At 59.4% G+C, this 18,122-nt stretch carries 18 protein-coding genes; 7 read left to right on the top strand and 11 right to left on the bottom strand.

Going from position 1 to position 18,122, the window contains the following annotated elements; all coding sequences use genetic code 11:
• Positions 1 to 171: 171 nt before the first annotated feature.
• Entirely contained in the window at positions 172 to 2,028 is a 1,857-nt protein-coding gene (locus ABUK73_RS07405) for a DEAD/DEAH box helicase (RefSeq protein WP_113088417.1), read from the top strand.
• 59 nt (positions 2,029 to 2,087) lie between these two features.
• Here ABUK73_RS07405 and ABUK73_RS07410 read toward each other — a convergent pair whose 3' ends face one another.
• On the bottom strand, positions 2,088 to 2,954 hold the full coding sequence (locus ABUK73_RS07410) for an SH3 domain-containing protein (RefSeq protein WP_353576711.1): 867 nt from the start codon (positions 2,952 to 2,954) through the stop codon (positions 2,088 to 2,090).
• A 221-nt stretch (positions 2,955 to 3,175) separates the two neighbouring features.
• Here ABUK73_RS07410 and ubiG point away from each other — a divergent pair, with 221 nt between their 5' ends.
• The gene (gene ubiG, locus ABUK73_RS07415; protein ID WP_353576712.1) at positions 3,176 to 3,922 is read left to right on the top strand and encodes a bifunctional 2-polyprenyl-6-hydroxyphenol methylase/3-demethylubiquinol 3-O-methyltransferase UbiG; all 747 of its coding nucleotides are present in this window, start codon (positions 3,176 to 3,178) and stop codon (positions 3,920 to 3,922) included.
• 13 nt (positions 3,923 to 3,935) lie between these two features.
• On the opposite strand, the gene ABUK73_RS07420 is transcribed toward ubiG, so the two are convergent.
• The 5 genes from ABUK73_RS07420 to ABUK73_RS07440 form a co-directional block, all read right to left on the bottom strand.
• Entirely contained in the window at positions 3,936 to 4,379 is a 444-nt protein-coding gene (locus tag ABUK73_RS07420) for an SRPBCC family protein (protein ID WP_353576713.1), read from the bottom strand.
• Positions 4,380 to 4,492: 113 nt separating this feature from the next.
• Positions 4,493 to 4,921, bottom strand: coding sequence for a DUF1178 family protein (locus ABUK73_RS07425; RefSeq protein ID WP_353576714.1), 429 nt, complete (start codon positions 4,919 to 4,921; stop codon positions 4,493 to 4,495).
• A complete protein-coding gene (locus tag ABUK73_RS07430; RefSeq protein ID WP_353576715.1) occupies positions 4,918 to 5,778 on the bottom strand; it encodes a carbon-nitrogen hydrolase family protein in 861 nt (286 codons plus the stop codon). The genes ABUK73_RS07425 and ABUK73_RS07430 overlap by 4 nt, the downstream gene beginning before the upstream one ends.
• 37 nt (positions 5,779 to 5,815) lie before the next feature.
• Positions 5,816 to 6,070 (bottom strand): glutaredoxin 3, encoded by a 255-nt coding sequence (grxC, locus tag ABUK73_RS07435; RefSeq protein ID WP_353576716.1) that lies wholly within the window; start codon positions 6,068 to 6,070, stop codon positions 5,816 to 5,818.
• 46 nt (positions 6,071 to 6,116) lie between these two features.
• The gene (locus ABUK73_RS07440; protein WP_353576717.1) at positions 6,117 to 6,893 is read right to left on the bottom strand and encodes a ComF family protein; all 777 of its coding nucleotides are present in this window, start codon (positions 6,891 to 6,893) and stop codon (positions 6,117 to 6,119) included.
• Positions 6,894 to 6,954: 61 nt separating this feature from the next.
• Here ABUK73_RS07440 and ABUK73_RS07445 point away from each other — a divergent pair, with 61 nt between their 5' ends.
• The gene (locus ABUK73_RS07445; protein ID WP_353576718.1) at positions 6,955 to 7,851 is read left to right on the top strand and encodes a methyltransferase domain-containing protein; all 897 of its coding nucleotides are present in this window, start codon (positions 6,955 to 6,957) and stop codon (positions 7,849 to 7,851) included.
• A gap of 13 nt (positions 7,852 to 7,864) precedes the next feature.
• Here the strand turns inward: ABUK73_RS07445 and ABUK73_RS07450 are convergent, their stop codons facing one another.
• Positions 7,865 to 8,062 carry a Flp family type IVb pilin gene (locus ABUK73_RS07450; RefSeq protein ID WP_353576719.1) on the bottom strand — a complete coding sequence of 66 codons (198 nt, stop codon included), beginning with the start codon at positions 8,060 to 8,062 and terminating at the stop codon, positions 7,865 to 7,867.
• Between the two features lie 370 nt (positions 8,063 to 8,432).
• Here ABUK73_RS07450 and ABUK73_RS07455 point away from each other — a divergent pair, with 370 nt between their 5' ends.
• The 4 genes from ABUK73_RS07455 (at position 8,433) to ABUK73_RS07470 (ending at position 13,162) form a co-directional block, all read left to right on the top strand.
• On the top strand, positions 8,433 to 9,008 hold the full coding sequence (locus ABUK73_RS07455) for a PAS domain-containing protein (RefSeq protein ID WP_353576720.1): 576 nt from the start codon (positions 8,433 to 8,435) through the stop codon (positions 9,006 to 9,008).
• A gap of 33 nt (positions 9,009 to 9,041) precedes the next feature.
• Complete coding sequence (locus ABUK73_RS07460) at positions 9,042 to 12,452, top strand: chemotaxis protein CheB (RefSeq protein WP_353576721.1); 3,411 nt, start codon at positions 9,042 to 9,044, stop codon at positions 12,450 to 12,452.
• Entirely contained in the window at positions 12,442 to 12,828 is a 387-nt protein-coding gene (locus ABUK73_RS07465; protein WP_353576722.1) for a response regulator, read from the top strand. Before ABUK73_RS07460 ends, ABUK73_RS07465 begins: the two co-directional genes overlap by 11 nt.
• A gap of 148 nt (positions 12,829 to 12,976) precedes the next feature.
• On the top strand, positions 12,977 to 13,162 hold the full coding sequence (locus ABUK73_RS07470) for a hypothetical protein (protein ID WP_353576723.1): 186 nt from the start codon (positions 12,977 to 12,979) through the stop codon (positions 13,160 to 13,162).
• A 6-nt stretch (positions 13,163 to 13,168) separates the two neighbouring features.
• Here the strand turns inward: ABUK73_RS07470 and ABUK73_RS07475 are convergent, their stop codons facing one another.
• From ABUK73_RS07475 to ABUK73_RS07490, 4 genes are read right to left on the bottom strand one after another with little or no spacing between them, the layout of a single operon-like run.
• Complete coding sequence (locus tag ABUK73_RS07475) at positions 13,169 to 14,044, bottom strand: aldose 1-epimerase (RefSeq protein ID WP_353576724.1); 876 nt, start codon at positions 14,042 to 14,044, stop codon at positions 13,169 to 13,171.
• The gene (locus ABUK73_RS07480; protein WP_353576725.1) at positions 14,031 to 15,218 is read right to left on the bottom strand and encodes a galactarate dehydratase; all 1,188 of its coding nucleotides are present in this window, start codon (positions 15,216 to 15,218) and stop codon (positions 14,031 to 14,033) included. The genes ABUK73_RS07475 and ABUK73_RS07480 overlap by 14 nt, the downstream gene beginning before the upstream one ends.
• 39 nt (positions 15,219 to 15,257) lie before the next feature.
• Positions 15,258 to 16,982 (bottom strand): ABC transporter ATP-binding protein, encoded by a 1,725-nt coding sequence (locus tag ABUK73_RS07485; RefSeq protein WP_353576726.1) that lies wholly within the window; start codon positions 16,980 to 16,982, stop codon positions 15,258 to 15,260.
• 8 nt (positions 16,983 to 16,990) lie between these two features.
• Positions 16,991 to 18,115, bottom strand: a complete 1,125-nt coding sequence (locus tag ABUK73_RS07490) for an ABC transporter permease (RefSeq protein ID WP_353576727.1) — start codon at positions 18,113 to 18,115, stop codon at positions 16,991 to 16,993.
• Between the last annotated feature and the right edge of the window lie 7 nt (positions 18,116 to 18,122).

Genomic DNA, 18,122 nt, shown 5'->3' on the forward strand with positions numbered 1-18,122 from the left:
CCTCATGAAAGGAGCGTACCGCTTTGGTCTGTACAAACGCCGCTATTCACAGTATGAGCGCGTCAATTCAACTGGCTGAATGGCCGAAATGGCCGGTATCGGCTGCTTATGACCCTTATGATCTAATGGTTTCGAGCGGATGCAGGCAGCCCAATATCCGAAAGACGGTAGATGACAGAAACCCAGGGTATCGCCCCGGCGATTGCACAGGCGTTGGAAAAACGCGGCTATAAAGATTTGACCCCTGTTCAGAAGGCAATGCTTGCCCCTGAGCTGGACGGACAGGACGCGCTGGTTTCCGCCCAGACGGGCTCTGGCAAGACCGTTGCCTTCGGCATTGCGATTGCACCGACACTGCTGGAAAAGAACGGCCGTTTCGGCCCTGCCGGTGCGCCGCTGGGCATCGCAATCGCCCCGACCCGCGAACTGGCCATGCAGGTCAAGCGCGAACTGGAGTGGCTTTACGAATTCACCGGCGTTTCCATCGCATCCTGCGTTGGCGGCATGGACATTCGTTCCGAGCGTCGCACTCTGGAACGCGGTGCGCATATCATCGTCGGCACGCCGGGTCGTCTTTGCGACCACATCAAGCGCAAGGCGCTGGACCTGTCCTCCATCCGCGCCGTAGTGCTGGATGAGGCCGACGAAATGCTCGACCTCGGTTTCCGCGAAGATCTGGAATTCATTCTGGAAGAATCGCCAGCAGACCGCCGCACGCTGATGTTCTCTGCCACGGTTTCGCGCAGCATTGCGAAGCTTGCCGAAAGCTATCAGAAGAACGCCGTGCGCGTGGCAACGACATCCGAGCAGAAGCAGCACGTCGACATCGAATACCGCGCCATGATGGTTTCGCCATCTGACCGCGAAAATGCGATTATCAATGCGCTTCGCTTTTATGAAGCCCGCAACGCGATCGTGTTCTGCTCGACCCGCGCTGCCGTCAACCATCTGACAGCACGCCTGAACAATCGCGGCTTCTCCGTCGTGGCGCTTTCGGGCGAGTTGAGCCAGAACGAGCGTACGCATGCGCTTCAGGCCATGCGTGATGGCCGCGCCCGCGTTTGCGTGGCGACCGACGTTGCCGCACGCGGCATCGACCTGCCGGGTCTCGAGCTGGTTATCCATGCCGATCTGCCGACCAATTCCGAGACATTGCTGCACCGTTCCGGCCGTACCGGTCGTGCGGGACAGAAGGGCGTCAGCGCCATCGTGGTGCCGATGAGCCAGCGCCGCAAGGCCGAACGCCTGCTGGAAGGTGCCAAGGTCAGCCCTGCCTGGGTGCGCCCGCCATCTGCCGAAGAAATCATCGAGCGCGATGGCGAACGCCTTCTGGCCGATGCTGCCTTGCAGGAAAACGTCAACGACGACGAACGCGATTTCGTCACCAAGCTGCTAGAGCAGCACGGTGCCGAAAAGGTCGCCGCTGCCTTCGTACGCCTTTACCATGCGGGCCGTTCCGCACCGGAAGACATTGCAGAAGTTTCGCTCGACGCCCGCAAGCCACGTCGTGACAGCTTCGAGCAGGTGGAAAACAACGCGCCACGCCGCGACCGTTCCGACTTCTCCGACAGCGGCTGGTTTACGCTCTCTGTCGGTCGCAAGCAGAATGCCGAGCCACGCTGGCTGATCCCCATGCTGTGCCGCTTCGGCAAGCTGACGCGTCAGGACATTGGCGCGATCCGCATGCAGCAGACGGAAACCTATGTGGAACTGGCTGCGGATGCGGTGGACCGTTTCACCTCCGCGCTGGGCAAGGACATGATGCTGGAAAAAGGCATCCGCGTGAAGGAAATGGAAGGCAAGCCCGACATGACGGGTGCCCCACGCGAAGACACGCGCCCACCAAGAGCGCAGAAGAAATTCGTGAAATCCGACAATGCGGGCGGACGCCCTGCCGGCGACGACAAGCCTTGGAAGAAGAAGGCCAAGCCTGCCGGTGACCATTCCAGTGGCGGCAAGCCTTCAAAGTTTGAAGGCAAGAAAGACAAGCCTTTCGAAAAGCGCGGCCCGAAGAAGCAGGATCGCTAAAGACTAAAAACCCGGCGGATGTGATCCGCCGGGTTTTTCTTTACATAACTAACGGCCTGTTATGGGCAATCTGGAGCGCCGGGGGCGCAACCGGGGCGCTGACCTTCCTGTGGCGGTCTTGGTGGCCGGTTATCGTCGGGACGGCGGTTATCGTCCGGGCGGCGTCTGCCCTCATCATTCTGACGGCGCTGGTCACCCTGGTTGAAATCGCGGTTACGGTCGCGATTTTCGCCTCTCATGCCATCACGGCCACGATTGTCGTTGTTGTCCCAGCGTGGGCGGTCATCGCCACGCATGGGTGGGCGTGGACGATCATTCTGGTTCCAATCGCCATGGCGCTGTTCCCAACGTCCATCATTCGGACCACGACCCCGCTGGTCGTCCCGGCCACGCTGGTCATCGCGACCGCGCTGGTCGCGCCAGTCATCGCGTGGGCGTGGTGGCGGGCCACCGAAATCACGGCGAGGTGGCGGGCCGCCCCAATCGCGCGGTGGCGGTGCGTTCCAATAACCACCGGATGGTGGCGGGCGGCGCCAGCGATCACGTTCACGATAGAAATCGCGGTCGCGGTAATAGCGATCCCAGTAACGTCCGGCTTCGAAGGTGATGATCGGAACGCCGAGATCACGGTAATAACGCGGCTCTACATAGACACGGTTCTGGCGATAGACCGCCTGAACGTAACGGCCTGCGACCCAGCCACGGCCATAGCTGAACGAGACATCGCACCAGGGCGTGTCGGACAGGCAGCCGTGGATCGTCAATGGCTCACCATTCGGGATGACTACAACGGCGGGGTACGCCGTGCTGGGTCCTGAACGCATATTGACGTTGGCGGTGGCGAAGCCCTGCGTCGCCGCTTCAGCCAGAGCCGGGGCGGCAACAAGCGCAAGCAGCGCAATGGCACCAAACAGTTTCTTCTTCACTTCATTCTCCCTCAAGCAAAGGCTTGACCGCCGAAATCGGCTTTCAACGCTTTCGAAAATACGCGCTTCATGATGAACGCAGCATGAAACGAAAATCCCCTGTTTTCAGTTCCTTGCGACAGCAAAGCGCAGGCGGTTTAGACCTCGACCATGATGACCGCCCCTTGACTTCGCGGGGCAATCATCCGACTTCAGGGGGTAGGACAGAATGGAGTACCACCATGAGCGAGAGCGCAAAAACGACCGTCGACCAGAGCGAAGTGGACCGGTTTTCCGCCATGGCCGCGGAGTGGTGGAGCCCGACCGGCAAATTTCGGCCGCTGCACAAGTTCAACCCGGTGCGGCTGGAATATATCCGCAACCGCGTCTGCGAGAATTTCGGCCGCGACCCCAAGGCACACCGTCCGCTGGAAGGCCTGCGGGTTCTCGACATTGGCTGCGGCGGCGGCCTCCTCTCGGAGCCGGTGGCCAAGATGGGTGCGGATGTGGTGGGGGCTGACCCCTCCGAAAAAAACATCGGCATTGCCTCCACCCATGCGCGGGAAAACAATGTGCCTGTCGATTACCGTGCCGTGACCGCCGAGCAGTTGCTGGCGGCGGGCGAGACATTCGATGTCGTTTTGAATATGGAAGTGGTGGAGCATGTGGCGGATGTCGATTTGTTCGTGACCACCTGCGCCAAGATGGTGCGCCCTAACGGGCTGATGTTTGCTGCCACCATCAACCGCACGCTAAAGGCTCGCGCTCTGGCCATCTTCGCGGCTGAAAACGTTTTGCGCTGGTTGCCGCGCGGCACGCACCAGTATGAAAAGCTGGTGCGCCCGGATGAGTTGGAAAAGCCGATCACCGCTGACGGCATGGAGATCATCCACTGCACCGGCGTGTTCTACAACATGCTGCAGGACCGGTGGAATCTCTCGTCCGATATGGAAGTGAACTACATGGTGCTGGCAAAGCGCCCGGCATAACCCGGGCGACCTCTCAGTTCTTGATGTCAGGCTCGACCACGCGGGCAAGATTTTGCAGCGACTGCTGCCAGCCGAGATAGCAGGCATCGACCGGAATGAGATCGGGGATGCCTGCCTGCTGTACAGTGATTTCGGTGCCGACCGAGACCTTTTTCATTGTCACCACCACTTCCATTTCGCCAGCTACGGCGGGGTTATCGAACCTCTCGGCGTAACGGATCAGCTCACCGGGTACGAGTTCGAGATACTCGCCGCCGAAGCCGTGGATTTCGCTCGTGGTGAAATTGCGGAACGACATTTTGAAGCTGCCGCCGACGGTGGGCTCGAACGCATGGACCGTGCAGAGAAACCCGTTGGGCGGAAGCCATTTGGCAATCGCATCGGCTTCAAGGAAGGCGCGGTAGACTTTTTCCGGGCTGGTGGACAGAACGCGGTGGAAGTTGATGGTGTTTGGCATGATCGTGATCCTTTCTGCAAGGGTTTGACGATACCAAGGACGGATGGCGGCAGACCGATCCGACACTGCTCATAAAAATTTTCGAGCTGCTGTAAGGACGCAAAGCGCCGTCTTCAGTTCACATCGTCAGGCAGCACGGGCAGAGGCGCGACCTCGATGCCTTCCTCGATCAGTGCCTTGGCTTCCTGCGGGGATGCCTGGCCGATGATACCGCGTTCTTCGGCCTCACCATAATGGATCTTGCGGGCTTCTTCCGGAAACTTATCACCGACATCTTCCGCATTGGCGCGGATGCTGGCCAGCGTCTCCTTGATCTTGGTGAAGGCCTGTTTCTGGGCCGCATCCAGGGCGAGCGTGCGCGTCGCTTCTTTTTCACGCGCCGTCGAGACCGATGGGGCCATCAGCATTTTGGAGACGCTTGCCGAGCCGCAGACCGGGCAGCTGATCAGGCCGCGCTGCTGCTGCGCGTCGAAATCGGCACTGCCGGAAAACCAGCCCTCGAATTCATGGGCTTTTTCGCAACGGAGCGAATAGCGGATCACTGCAGACCGCCTCCCGCAGCAGCCGCGTTTTTGACCGTATCGAGGTTGAAATCACGGGCGTTCTTGAGGTTAGGGATTTTGCCGCGGGCAGCGGCAACGGCGGATGGGTCGATATCCGCATAGACGATTTCCTCGCCTTCCCCACCGGCCACCGCCAGCACCTTGCCCCACGGATCGATGATCATGGAATGGCCGAAGGTTTCGCGACCGTCCTCATGCGTGCCTGCCTGGGCCGCGGCGATGAGGAAAGCGCCGTTTTCGATGGCGCGGGCGCGCAAAAGGATTTCCCAGTGCGCCTCGCCCGTCTGGCGGGTAAAGGCGGCGGGAACGGTCAGGATTTGAGCGCCAGCGACGGCCTCCGTGCGAAAGAGTGACGGGAAGCGAACGTCATAGCAGATGGCAAAGCCGAAAGTTGCAAGCGGCAGTTCGGCAACGCGCGCATCCGTGCCGGGCTCATAGGCCGCACTTTCCCGCCAGCTTTCGCCATTGTCCAGATCGACATCGAACATGTGGATCTTGTCATAGGTGCAGATGCGCTCGCCGTCGGGCGCAAATAGAAACCCGCGGTTGGCAATCTTGCCATCGGGCCGCGCGATGGCAGTGGAGCCGACATGGACATAAATGCCGAGTTCGCGCGCAAGCTTCGCCGCCGTCAGAACGACGATATCGCCTTTCTCATCCTTGAGAGCAGCTTTCAGAGCCGCGCGATCCTTCTGGATGGCGCCGGTCATTTCCGGTGTCTGGACATAGACCGCGCCTTGCGCCGCTGCTTCCCGCACGAGACGTTCCATGGTGGCGGCATTGGTTTTCGGGTCCACGCCCGAGCACATCTGGATTGCGGCGGCCTTGAAGCTCATTTTTCCGTTCCCTTATATCGTCTTCTTTTTATCGATTTCAGTTGGCCAGAAGCGCGTCCAGCTTGCCTTCGCGGTCCAGCGCATGCAGATCATCGCAACCGCCAACATGGCTCGTGCCGATGAAGATTTGCGGGAATGTGTTGCGGCCGGATTTGTCCATCATTTCCTGACGATAATCAGGATTGGTCGTGGCGTTATATTCGGTGAAATCCACGCCCTTGCTGTCCAGAAGAGCCTTGGCGCGGGCGCAGAAACCGCAAAAATCCCGCGTATAAATCGTAACGGATGCCATCAGTCATAATCCTCGCATTATGGGACCGAGCCCTTTGTCTGCCGTGTCATATAGGCCCGGAAATCGCCATTGCAAAGGTCAAAACAGTGACATCTGCGGCACCGGCCCTCTTCAATCTGCGTGCCGCTGCCGCAACGGTTGCGCCTGTGGTGTAGACATCATCGACCAGAATGACGCGCTTCCCCAGAATATCCGCCTCCCGCCCCGGCGCGATGGCAAAAGCGCCGCGCACATTCTGCTTGCGGGCGCGGGCCGATAGGCCCACCTGCCGGCTGGTCGGCTTGATCCGGACGAGCGTGGAGGCCAGAAACGGCTTGGCCGACAAGACGGCCAGATGCCGGGCCAGTTCCGCCGACTGATTGAACCGCCGCGCCAGAAATCGCCGTCGGTGCAGTGGCACCGGTATGATGCAGTCACAGGCCGCGACTGTGCCATCGCTCGCGCGCAGCATCCACGAAGCCATGAGCCGGGCGAGATCGGTGCGATCCAGATATTTGAGTTGGTGCACCAGCTTTCGGGCCGGGCCATCATGAACGGTGGCGGCGCGAAGACGCTCGAAGGGCGGCGGCTCGGCAATGGCTTGAGCGCTGAGAATGCCGGGGCCATGATCATGAGCGAAGGGAATGCCCAGCACCTCGCAAAAAGGCCGCTCGATAAATTGAACACCTGCCCAGCATTGCACACAGAGTGCGCCGCCATTCTGCGTCTTGCAGCCGCAGCCGACGCAGGACGGCGGATAGACGAAATCCGCGACGGCACGCAGAAGGCCGCGCAGCACGCCCGCCCCGTCATCTCTCGAAAACAGCTTTTCCCCTTGGCCCATGCAGTTGACAATAGGCGCGAACGGGTGCCTTTGCGACAGCAAAGTTTGGATGGACAACGGCATGGACATAGTTTTCGACCCGGCGCTGATTGAGAAAAACCGCGAGCGCGCCTTGCGTTCAAGAGACGACAAGGCGCTGTTCCTGCTGGATATCGCCGCCGAAGAAATTGCGGATCGCATCGCCATCGTGGAGCGGCATTTCGATACAGCAGTCGAACTGCATGGCGCGACCGGTGTGACGGCGCAGCGGCTGATGCAGACCGGCAAGGTCGGCTCCGTGACCCGTGTGGAGACGGACGCGGCTTTTGCCGCCGAAGGCGATGCCCTTCAGGTAGCACCTATCGAGGAATTGCCGCTGGAACCGGCATCGGCCAATCTGATCGTTTCGCCGCTATCGCTGCACCTGACCAATGACACGCCGGGAACGCTGATCCAGATTCGCCGCGCCTTGAAGCCCGACGGCCTGTTTCTGGCCGCCATTCCCGGCAGTGGCACCTTGCAGGAACTACGCGACGTGCTGCTGACAGCGGAAGCGGAACTGACCGGCGGCGCAAGCCCGCGCGTCGCCCCTTTTGCCGATGTTCGCGATGTTGGAGCGCTGTTGCAGCGGGCGGGCTTTGCCCTGCCGGTGACGGATGCCGAGACCTATACGGTGCGCTACGATTCCATTCTACCGCTGATGCGCGACCTGCGCGCCATGGGCATGGCAAACCCGCTGATGGGACGCAGCCGCAAGCCGTTGAACCGTCGCTTCTTCATGCGCGCAGCTGAACTTTACGCCGAAAAATACAGCGATGCCGATGGCCGCATCCGCGCCACCTTCTCGATCATCTATGTTTCGGGATGGGCGCCACATGAGAGCCAGCAAAAACCGCTCAAGCCCGGCTCGGCAAAGGTGCGCCTTGCAGACGCACTGAAAACGGCGGAGATCACGCTGCCGTCAAAGGATGAGCGATAGGAAGTTTTCGACCTTACGCCATGGCGTTGGCGAAGGTCGTCGCCAGTATCTCGAACACGCTCAGCAGACCGTCTCTCACGCTTCCCAGCCCAAAGACGATGGCCATGGAGATGATGCCGATGATGAGGCCATATTCGATGGCGGTGGCACCCTGCCGGTCCGCATAAAGCGAAAACAGCTTCTGCACCAAGAAATCCGCCCTGTCTGCCATCCCCGAAAGCCCCTTTACCCTGCCGCAGCTGGCACACCGCAGCTGAAACGAGCCACCAAGATACCGCAATAAAGTGTGCAATGTGTTACGCTGCACCTTAAGTTTTGCGCCATCTGATTTGCGCGTTTTCATGCACCCCTAACGATCCAGATCAAACCGCCGTATGCGGGCCACGCACGGACAATTGACGATCATCAATGACGTTGGTCAGTAGATTTCCAGTCGGTGCGCATTGATTTTGCTGCGCAATACTGTGCTAATAAGCCCAAGCGGTTGGTGGGAGCGGGATTCTTGTCCTGCCTCGCCGGAGCCTTTTTTAACACAGCGTGTTATCGTAGCAGCCGATACCTACGTTTGAACGATGAGCGATATGCCCCAGCTTGAAATTGACCGTCCGCTTCAGGATTTCTTCCAAAAATCATCCATTGCACTGGCACTTGCTTATGCGGACGCTGATAATCATCTGGCTTTGGTCAATGAGCCCTTCTGCAAGCTGACGGGTTATGACAGCAGCGATGTGGTGGGCAAGAACTGCCGGATGTTGCAGACCAGCCCTAAAGGCACGCATGCGCCCAATGATGAGGCACGCGACAAAATTCATGAATTTCTGGAGGCGGATGGGCCGGCGACGGTGCGCACACCTATCGTCAATTTTCGAAAAGACGACCAGCCCTTCGTCAATCTGCTCTTCATGTCAAAGTTGAAGGCGGGGTCTGGCCAAGTGCGGTATATTCTGGCGTCGCAGTTTGATGTCAGCCGTGCGCATGCACATTTGCTGCAAGCCTATGACCTTGAGCTTGGCGACACATTGGCGAAGATCAAACCGCTTCTGGACGACCACAACATCATGATCGAGGGCACGCTTGCCACGATTGCGAATTCAACCACCACCATTGCACAGGCAAAACTGACATTAGCGGAACTGGAACAAAACTCCCCCTATTGATCGTTCAGCTTTTGAAATTTCAAGGACTCATGTTTGCCTCAAGATTCTAGTGTTCATCCCGTACCCGTCGTCGGCGTCGGCTCTTCTGCCGGTGGTCTGGAAGCGTTGCGTGAAATGTTGAGCCCGGCGGAAGTGCCGACCGGCCTTGCTTTTGTTGTGGTCCAGCATCTGGACCCACACCATGAAAGCATGCTGGCCGAACTTCTTGACCGTCATACGCAACTGACCGTTCGCCAATGCGAGGGTGGAGAAGCGATTGAAGCCGACACGGTTTTCATCATTCCACCCGGCAAGGGCTTGAGCATAGAACAGGGGCGGCTTGTTCTCAACGACTTCGCCCAGCCGCGGGGCCTGCGCCGACCCATCGACGATTTCTTCATTTCGCTGGCAAACGACCAGCAGGCGAATGCCGCCTGCGTTATTCTGTCAGGCACCGGTGCGGATGGGTCTACGGGACTGCGCGCCATCAAGGAAAATGGCGGGCTCTGCGTCGTACAGGAGCCTTCGACAGCGAAATATGACGGCATGCCGGTCTCTGCGACCGGCACCGGCCTTGTCGATTTCGTGCAGCCGCCGCAAAATATTCTCTCCTGCATCGGCGGGTTCTTTTTCCGCCGAAGCCAGGGCGGTGACAAGCGAGAAGCCTCGAAGGTTGCCGATATCGTTGACGATCTTTGCACCGCACTGCGGCGCACGATTGGCCATGACTTTACCGGCTACAAGCAGACGACCTTCGTGCGCCGCGTGGAGCGCCGCATGCATGTGCTTGGCATCAGCAAGGGCTATGAATATCTGGCGCGTGTGCAGACCGACCATGACGAATGCGATGCGCTGTTTCGTGATCTGCTGATCAATGTGACGCGGTTCTTCCGCGACCGGCATTCCTTCGATGTGCTGAATGAACTGGCCATCACCAACCTGATGCAGGATGCGGCGGGCAGCGAAGATGGCGTGCGGGTGTGGGTGCCCGGCTGTTCCAGCGGTGAAGAGGCCTATACGATTGCCATTCTGTTTGCGGAGGCTGCGCGCAGGCTGAACCTGCCCTGCAACGTGCAAATCTTTGCGACCGACATCGATGAAAGCATGCTGAAGATTGCGCGCGAAGGCTCCTACCCCATCGCGTCTTTGGCCGATATTCCGCAGGAATTGCAGGAATATTACATCATTCCCCACAAGGAGCGGTTCAACTTCATCGGGCAAATCCGCGATATGATCCGCTTTTCCGGCCACAGCCTGATCAAGGACCCGCCATTTTCCAAGGTCGATCTGGTCTCCTGCCGCAACCTGCTGATCTATTTCGATGACAAGCTGCAAAAGACGGTCATGCCACTGCTGCACTATGCCATCCGGCCCGGCGGTTTTCTGTTTCTTGGTTCATCTGAAAGCGTTGGCCGGTTCGACAGCGTGTTTGCCGTGATAGACCAGAAAGCGCGGCTGTTCGAGCGGCTTCCGGGCTCTCCCAGCTATCCCATTCCGCTACCGGGAGAGCGGCACGACCGCCGTCCGGCCGTCTCGCGGGCCGAGGCACCTGCCGTTTCCCACAGCATCGAGCAGCTTGCCACCAGCCGCCTGATGGAGCGCTATGTGCCAGCGAGCGTGGTGCTGGACAGCGACGGGCAAATCGTTGCTGCCTTTGGCCGGTTGAGCCGTTTTTTTGAATTTCCGGTATCCGGCGTGAACGAGACGAGCGCGGCGACGCTGGCGCGACCCGGTGTGAAAGAGCAGCTGGGAGCGCTGGTTCGGCAGGCACGGACGGAAAAGCGACGCGTGGTGGCACGCAACGTCAATGTCGTCACCGATTTCGGCGCGTTGAAAACGGAAATCATCTGCGATCCGCTGGAAGAGAATTCGTTTCTGATCGTGTTTCACGAATCCTCGCAATTCACGCCACTGGAGCCCAGCGACCTGATTGAGCTGGAGCCGGGCAACGGGCACGTCGAAGCGCTGGAGCGGGAGTTGCGGTCCGCGAAATACCGGCTGAGATCTGCCACGGAAGAGCTGGAAACGGCCAATGAGGAGCTGAAGAGTTCCAACGAAGAAATGATGTCGATGAACGAGGAGCTTCAATCGACCAACGAGGAATTGACGACCGTCAATGACGAGTTAAAAACCAAGGTCGATGAGGTGACTGTCGCCAATACCGACCTGCGCAACTTCTTCGATTCCACCAGCCTTGCCGTCATCGTTCTGGACAAGGGCATGCGACTGCGGTCCTACACCCGCGCGGCGACGGCAATTTTTCCATTGCAGCCGACGGATCGCGGGCGGCCTCTTTCCGATGTCGCGAGCCGTTTTCCATCTCTGGATTTCACATCGCGCGTCCAAAGCGTCATGGCCGATGGTACCGAATATAACGAGACCGTCATGGACCGGGAGCAGGAGCGCACTTTCTCGCTGCGCATTCTGCCCTATCGCACCGCCGACGGCGCAATAGACGGCGCGACCATCGTCATGACGGATATTTCGCATGCGCTGAGCGTCGAAAGCCAGCTGGCCGCCGAACAGGAGCGCCATGAGCTTGCCATCGAGGCAGCGGGCATTGGCGTTTGGGAATATCTGCCGGACCGTGGCGAGTTCGTGTTGGGTGGGGCGGCGATGGAGCTGCTTCAGACCCGCGACGGAAGGCCTGCCTTGCAGGCGGTGCTGCAAAACTTCAACGATGTCGACCGGCAGCAGCTGCGCGAAGCGCTGGATGCCGCCGTTGACGACCACACCGGTTTCGAGCTGACATCGCGCATCACCGGCCTCAATGGCAAGCCGAGATGGCTGAAGACATTTGCCCGGCATGTGGCAGACAGCGAGCCGGTGCGGATCATCGGCGTCAGTGTCGATGTGACGCCAGAGCATGAGCTTTCCGAAGCGCGTGAGCTGATGCTCAACGAGATGAACCACCGCGTCAAAAATCTGTTTGCGATGATCGGTGGCATTTTGCGCATGGCGGCGCGCAAGCATGACAGCGTCAAAAGTCTGGTGGAAGATGTCGAGGGGCGAATATTGGCGCTGGGCAGCGCGCATTCGCTGGCATCCAACCAGAAGCGTACCTCTGCGGTTCATATTCATGAGCTGATCGACACCATCCTCACGCCCTACAACAGGCACGCTTCCATCGATGTCGAGGGTCGCGATTTTCTGATTGCGGTGAATTGCATTACGCCGCTGACGCTGATCTTGCACGAGTGGTCCACCAATGCGCTAAAACACGGTGTGCTGGGCAAAGCGGGCGGGCAATTGCGCATCAACTGGCAGGAAAGCGACCACGCAATCAAATTGGTTTGGAACGAAATCGGCACTGAGGTCGTTGAGGCGCCGGGAGCGGCTGGATTTGGGACAGTGCTCCTGACGAGCGCCGCCAAGCAACTGGGTGGCGCCGTTGCAACCGAGGTGGACGGGGCAAGCTTGACGCACACCCTGACGATGCAGATCAAGGTACGACATGACGCATAAGACTGTTTTGCTGGTGGAAGACGAAATCTTCGTTGCTATGGATATCCAGATGACTCTCGAAGATGAGGGCTGGACCGTTGCAGGACCGTTTCCCAGCACAGCCGAGGCTTTGTCCTATCTTGATGAGAATGTGCCGACCTGCGCCATTCTCGATGTTCGCCTGACCGATGGCGATGTGTTTCCGGTGGCGGATCGCCTGCGGGAAACCAACGTTCCCTTCGTTTTCCACTCTGGCCATGCCGATGGCCGGGCGCTGGAAGAAGCCTATCCCGACTCCGCTTTCTGTCAGAAGCCATGTCTTCCGACGAGCCTGGCGCAACAGGTTGCCCGGCTGGTAAACAGCCGGATGCCCGCCCGCCGCACGGCGAATGCCTGATCATTTCATCACGAAAACGTCAAAGCTGATATTTCTGGGAACCACGAGTCCACGAAAACATTAGATGTGCTGAATGCAGCGTAACGGGCCTCAGACTTGAGGTCCGAAGCGCGACTTTTTGATTCCTCGCATCGTAAGGACTATTCCCGTGAATCAGAAAACATTGGTCGAGGTTTCCGTTCCGGACCGTGATGGCACCATGATCCCCTACGGCATCATGAACAGCGAGCAGGCGGCAGAATTGCCTGAAAGCTACGAAGTGCTGATTGCCCACCCCGCTGGCGAGCCGGATTCTGAATCGGGTGACGACTTGCGCGCGTCCGTCGCGCCTTAATCGCTGTCAGAATGTATGCTCGATGCCGAGCCTTATCCGCCCGCTGAGGCTCTGGCCGGGATCGAGCATTTTTAGGCCGAGAGCGGCACGCTGATGTTCGGGCAGGTTCAGCGTTCCGGCTGCCATCGAAACAGGCTCGATGCAGAGATAGGTCTCGGTGCGGTGGACCGCGAGATGGTTCAAAACCGGATCTGCCTCGATGCTGAGCGAAAAACCATCATTCAAGAGAATTTGCGCGTTGGACCAGCTGGTCACATGCTGCGTATAACCAGATGTCGCCGGAAGATCGCGCATTGTGCGGGTCAATGGCGCTACGCCGGTAGGGAGATCCCGCTCATCCAGGGGATAGGCCAGTTGCGCGTCTGTCCATGCTTCCTGATCCAGACTTGCGGACACATAGGGATGCCAGCCAATGGCGGCGGGGGCTGAAACTTCAGCGCGATTGGTGATGGTGAGTTCTACCGTCAGTCCCTCTGGCGTGAGGGAGAAAGCCTGTTGAGCATCGAAAGAGAAAGGCCATTCATCATCCGCGTCGTAAACCAGCGCCAGCACCGCACGATCCGATGACTGACTGACCACCCGCCAAGGGCGGCGGTGTGACGGGCCGTGCATGGCATCTGGCGCCAGTGCCGGGTGGGGCAGGACGATATGCTGCTCTTCGGCATGGGTGAAGCGTGCGCCATAGAGCCTGTTGTGATAGGGGAACAGTGGATAGGCGCCTGCCTTCGGCCAGTTCCACGGATCGAAAACCTCTGCAGTGGTTGGTACAAGAAGATCGCCAAACTCCGCATGCGCAAGATGCGTCATGCGCCCACCCCAGGCGGGGCGGATGCGGGCCGTGAACGGCCCGCTGGCGATGGAAACCTCTTCAGGCGAAGGCATAGGAGCCGTCTGGTCTCTTTGGAACGCGGCGCTGCCAGTGGACGTAACCGTCTTCCTGCATGGCCTTCTCATCCATTTCAACGCCCCAGCCGGGACGATCCGGACGCAGTTCGAGGTAGCCATCCCTTGGCAGATAGGGATCGACCACGTAACGGGTTTCGTCCTCGCGGGTTTCCACATCGGTGCCGCCATAGACGTAGCATTGCCCCTTGGGCAGGCGGTATTCCAGAATGCGGAAATTCTGCTGGGCGGCGGCAAAGTGGACGTTGACGGCAGTTGCCAGCGGGCCCATCGGGTTATGCGGCGCGACGCTGACGAAATGGGCTTCTGCCAGCGTGGCGATGCGGCGCATTTCCGAGATGCCGCCGACGACGCAGATATCCGGCTGGATGATATCCGCACCCTTGACCTGCAAGAGCCGCAGAAACTCATTGCGGTGATACAGGCTTTCGCCGGTGGCCAGCGTGCAATTGAGGCCCTGCTTCAGGTCTCCCCACATCTCGATATTTTCCGGGCGCAAAGGCTCCTCGAAAAACAGCGGATCATAAGGTGCCAGCGCATTGCCAAGCTGGCGAGCGGCGGCGGGTTCGAAAATCTTGGCGTGCGCATCGAAGGCGATATCGTAATCAGAGCGCACGGTTTCGCGCAGCGAGCGGAAATACTCCGCCGAACTTCTGACGACCTCGCCCCAGCGGTGCGCGTGGATATCCAGACGCCACGGGCTGAGTTTGAAAGCGGTAAAGCCCCAACCCTCGTTCAGACGGTCGAATTCTTCCTTCGCCGCCGGTGCATCCGGTGCGGTGTAAACGCCGGCATAGACCTTGATGCGGTCACGAACTTCGCCGCCCAGCAGTTTGTAGACTGGCACGCCTGCGGCCTTGGCGGCGAGATCCCACAGGCAATGGTCAAGCGCGGACATTGCTGAAAGCCCGAGTGCACCCGGCGGGAAGCGGTTCTGCTGGAGCATGAGGTTATAGAGATATTCCACCCGCGTCGGGTCTTGTCCCACGAGGAAATTATAGAGGTAATCGAGGATCGGCGGCAGTGCGAGGTCTGGGCCATGATTGTAGCATTCGCCCCAGCCGGTCAGCCCATCATCGGTATCCAAAGCCACGACGACACGCGGGCGGTCCTTGTCGCGGGTGACGAATACCCGCATGCGATCGATTTTCATGCTTTTGTCTTCCTCATGGATTTTAGAAGCCGTGCCGTGTCATCCAGCCTTGCTTTCGGTCTTGGAGATGGTCGGTTCGATGTAACGGAAACGGCGGGTACGATCGCGGTCAAGCGGATCAGGGCGCGGAATGGCGGAGAGAAGCGCCTGCGTATAGGGGTGATCCGGCGCGTTGCAGACTTTCTCCGCATCGCCCACTTCCACCAGCTTGCCGCGATACATGACGCCCACGCGGTCGCACATGTACCTGATGACACCGATATCATGGCTGATGAAGATGTAGGCGAGGCCAAGCTCGTCCTGTAGCCGCATCAGCAAATCCAGCACCTGGAAGCGGACGGATACGTCGAGCGCAGAGGTGGCTTCGTCCGCGACGATGATGCGCGGTTTGAGCGTAATGGCGCGGGCAATGCCGATGCGCTGACGTTGGCCGCCGGAAAAGGCGTGCGGGTAGCGTTCACGCCCGGCAGGGTCCAGTCCCACCTGATCCATCAGCGCGCATACGCGCTCATCCAGCTCCTTACCCTTGGCGATACCATTGACCAGCAGCGGTTCCCCGATGACCTGTGCCACCGTCATCCGCGGATTGAGCGAGCCGAACGGGTCCTGAAACACCATGCGCAATTCGCGCCGGGCGGCTTTGAGTTCAGCACCTTCGATCTTTGCCAGATCGACGACCGTACCATCCACCTTACGATAGAGCATCTCGCCGCCGGTCGGGTCGTAAAGCCGCATGATGGAGCGGCCCATGGTGGTCTTGCCGGAGCCGCTTTCGCCAACGATGCCCAGTGTTTCGCCCGGCAGGAGCTTGATGGAGACACCGTCCAGCGCTTTCATCTCGCCAAAGTGCATGGACAGGTTTTTGACCTCAAGAATGGGAGCGGCGGTGAGATCAAGCGGCGGGCGGGCGAGCCGTATCTCGGCCTTCTGTTCGAGCTTCAGAACGGAGCCGATCAGCATGCGGGTGTAAGGGTCTTGTGGGCTGTGGAAGATTTGCTCGACCGTGCCATATTCCTTGGCAACGCCGTGGTGCATGACCAGCACGTCATCGGCAATCTGCGCCACAACGCCCATGTCGTGAGTGATGAACAGCACGGCCATACCATGCGCTTTTTGCAAACGGGCAATCAGATCGAGGATTTCGGCCTGTGTCGTCACGTCCAACGCTGTCGTTGGCTCATCCGCGATCAGCAGTTGCGGTTTGCAGGCCAACGCCATGGCAATCATGGCGCGCTGGCGCATGCCGCCGGAATATTGGAAGGCGTATTTGTCCAGCGCGGTTTCCGGGTTGGGAATTTCCACCTGCCGCAGCAGTTCGATGGCTTCAGCCCTCGCCTGCGCCTTGCTCATTTTAAGATGCAGACGCAGCACTTCGGTAATCTGATCACCCACGGTATGCACCGGCGATAGCGAGGACATCGGCTCCTGGAAAATCATCGAGATGTCGGCACCGCGCACCGAACGAATGGCGCGGCTGCGTGGATCAAGCTTTGCCAGATCGAGCGTCGTTCCATTCGCACGGTTGAGAATGATGGAGCCGGACGCGATGTGGCCGGGGCTGTCGATGATCTGGAGGATGGAGCGGGCGGTGACGGATTTGCCCGACCCGCTTTCGCCCACCACGCACAAGGTTTTGCCCGGATCAATCGAGAAGGACAGGTCGTTGACGGCACGGAATACGCCATTGCGGACTGGAAATTCCGTGACGAGATTGCGGACTTCGAGGAGCGGCTTTGCGGGCTTTATGGAGAGAATATCGCTCATCTGTGGCCTCACTTGTTGTAGGGATCGGCTGCATCACGCAGACCGTCGCCGAGCAGGTTGAGCGCCATGACGGCGACGACAACAGCGACGCCGGGCAGGAACAGCCAAGGTGCGGTTGCGATGGAGCGAATATTCTGGGCTTCGCGCAACAGCACGCCCCATGAAATGGTGGGTGGTTGCAGGCCAAGGCCGAGGAAGGACAGCGATGTCTCGGCAAGGATCATGGCCGGAACGGCCAGAGTGACCGAAGCGATGATGTGGCTGGAGAAGCTGGGCAGCATGTGACGGAAGATGATGCGGCCTTCCGGCACGCCATCCAGACGCGCGGCAGCCACGAATTCCTCGGTTCTGAGTGACAGGAAACGGCCACGCACCACGCGGGCAAGCTGCGCCCAGCCGGTGAGCGACAGGATGATGGTGATCATCATATATTGAAGCGTGGCGGGCCAGCCCTGCGGCAGTGCGGCGGCCATGGCCAGCCAGATGGGGATGGTGGGCAGCGACAGCACGAAATCGATGACGCGCTGCATGACGAAATCGATGCGGCCACCATAATAACCGGAGATGCCACCCAAGACGACGCCAAGCAGGAGCGAGAAGAACACACCGACGAGACCGATGGACAGCGAAATCTGCGACCCCTGCACGACGCGGCTGAAGACATCGCGCCCGAGACGATCTGCCCCGAAGAGGAAGAGCGGGCGGGTCTTATCGGTCGAGGCCAGAAGATGGATGTTGGTGTTGAACAGGCCAAGGACCGAATATTCGTAACCGCGACCGAACAGCTGGATCGGGATTTTCTTGCCAGTGTCTTCGACGAAGACGGCGGCCAGCGTTTCTGGATTACGCGTCAGCTTCAGCGGATAGTAGTGCAGACCAACGGAGAAGCCATCTGTCGTATCGATGAGATGAACCCGTTGCGGCGGATAGAAGGTGGCACGGGCATTTTGCAGAACGGGATCGTTGATGGCAAAGAAGCCCGGCACGAGCGCCACGATATACATGGCAATGGTGATGAACAGCGCGGCCATGGCCAGCCGGTGGCGCTTAAACGCCCACCAGATGAGCTGCCATTGCGAGGCGACGGCGGCACGGTCCGGGCGGACAGCGGTGGTGATGGCAATGTCACTCATGACGCCC

The organism is Agrobacterium vacciniicorymbosi (genome assembly GCF_040427045.1).
GTDB lineage: Bacteria > Pseudomonadota > Alphaproteobacteria > Rhizobiales > Rhizobiaceae > Agrobacterium.

What these genes read in the sequence shown, in the direction of transcription:
- ABUK73_RS07405 (WP_113088417.1), top strand. Translation starts at nt 172, where the DNA reads ATGACAGAAACCCAGGGTATCGCCCCGGCGATTGCACAGGCGTTGGAA.
- ubiG (WP_353576712.1), top strand. Translation starts at nt 3,176, where the DNA reads ATGAGCGAGAGCGCAAAAACGACCGTCGACCAGAGCGAAGTGGACCGG.
- ABUK73_RS07420 (WP_353576713.1), bottom strand. Translation starts at nt 4,379, where the DNA reads ATGCCAAACACCATCAACTTCCACCGCGTTCTGTCCACCAGCCCGGAA.
- ABUK73_RS07430 (WP_353576715.1), bottom strand. Translation starts at nt 5,778, where the DNA reads ATGAGCTTCAAGGCCGCCGCAATCCAGATGTGCTCGGGCGTGGACCCG.
- grxC (WP_353576716.1), bottom strand. Translation starts at nt 6,070, where the DNA reads ATGGCATCCGTTACGATTTATACGCGGGATTTTTGCGGTTTCTGCGCC.
- ABUK73_RS07440 (WP_353576717.1), bottom strand. Translation starts at nt 6,893, where the DNA reads ATGGGCCAAGGGGAAAAGCTGTTTTCGAGAGATGACGGGGCGGGCGTG.
- ABUK73_RS07445 (WP_353576718.1), top strand. Translation starts at nt 6,955, where the DNA reads ATGGACATAGTTTTCGACCCGGCGCTGATTGAGAAAAACCGCGAGCGC.
- ABUK73_RS07450 (WP_353576719.1), bottom strand. Translation starts at nt 8,062, where the DNA reads ATGGCAGACAGGGCGGATTTCTTGGTGCAGAAGCTGTTTTCGCTTTAT.
- ABUK73_RS07455 (WP_353576720.1), top strand. Translation starts at nt 8,433, where the DNA reads ATGCCCCAGCTTGAAATTGACCGTCCGCTTCAGGATTTCTTCCAAAAA.
- ABUK73_RS07465 (WP_353576722.1), top strand. Translation starts at nt 12,442, where the DNA reads ATGACGCATAAGACTGTTTTGCTGGTGGAAGACGAAATCTTCGTTGCT.
- ABUK73_RS07475 (WP_353576724.1), bottom strand. Translation starts at nt 14,044, where the DNA reads ATGCCTTCGCCTGAAGAGGTTTCCATCGCCAGCGGGCCGTTCACGGCC.
- ABUK73_RS07480 (WP_353576725.1), bottom strand. Translation starts at nt 15,218, where the DNA reads ATGAAAATCGATCGCATGCGGGTATTCGTCACCCGCGACAAGGACCGC.
- ABUK73_RS07485 (WP_353576726.1), bottom strand. Translation starts at nt 16,982, where the DNA reads ATGAGCGATATTCTCTCCATAAAGCCCGCAAAGCCGCTCCTCGAAGTC.
- ABUK73_RS07490 (WP_353576727.1), bottom strand. Translation starts at nt 18,115, where the DNA reads ATGAGTGACATTGCCATCACCACCGCTGTCCGCCCGGACCGTGCCGCC.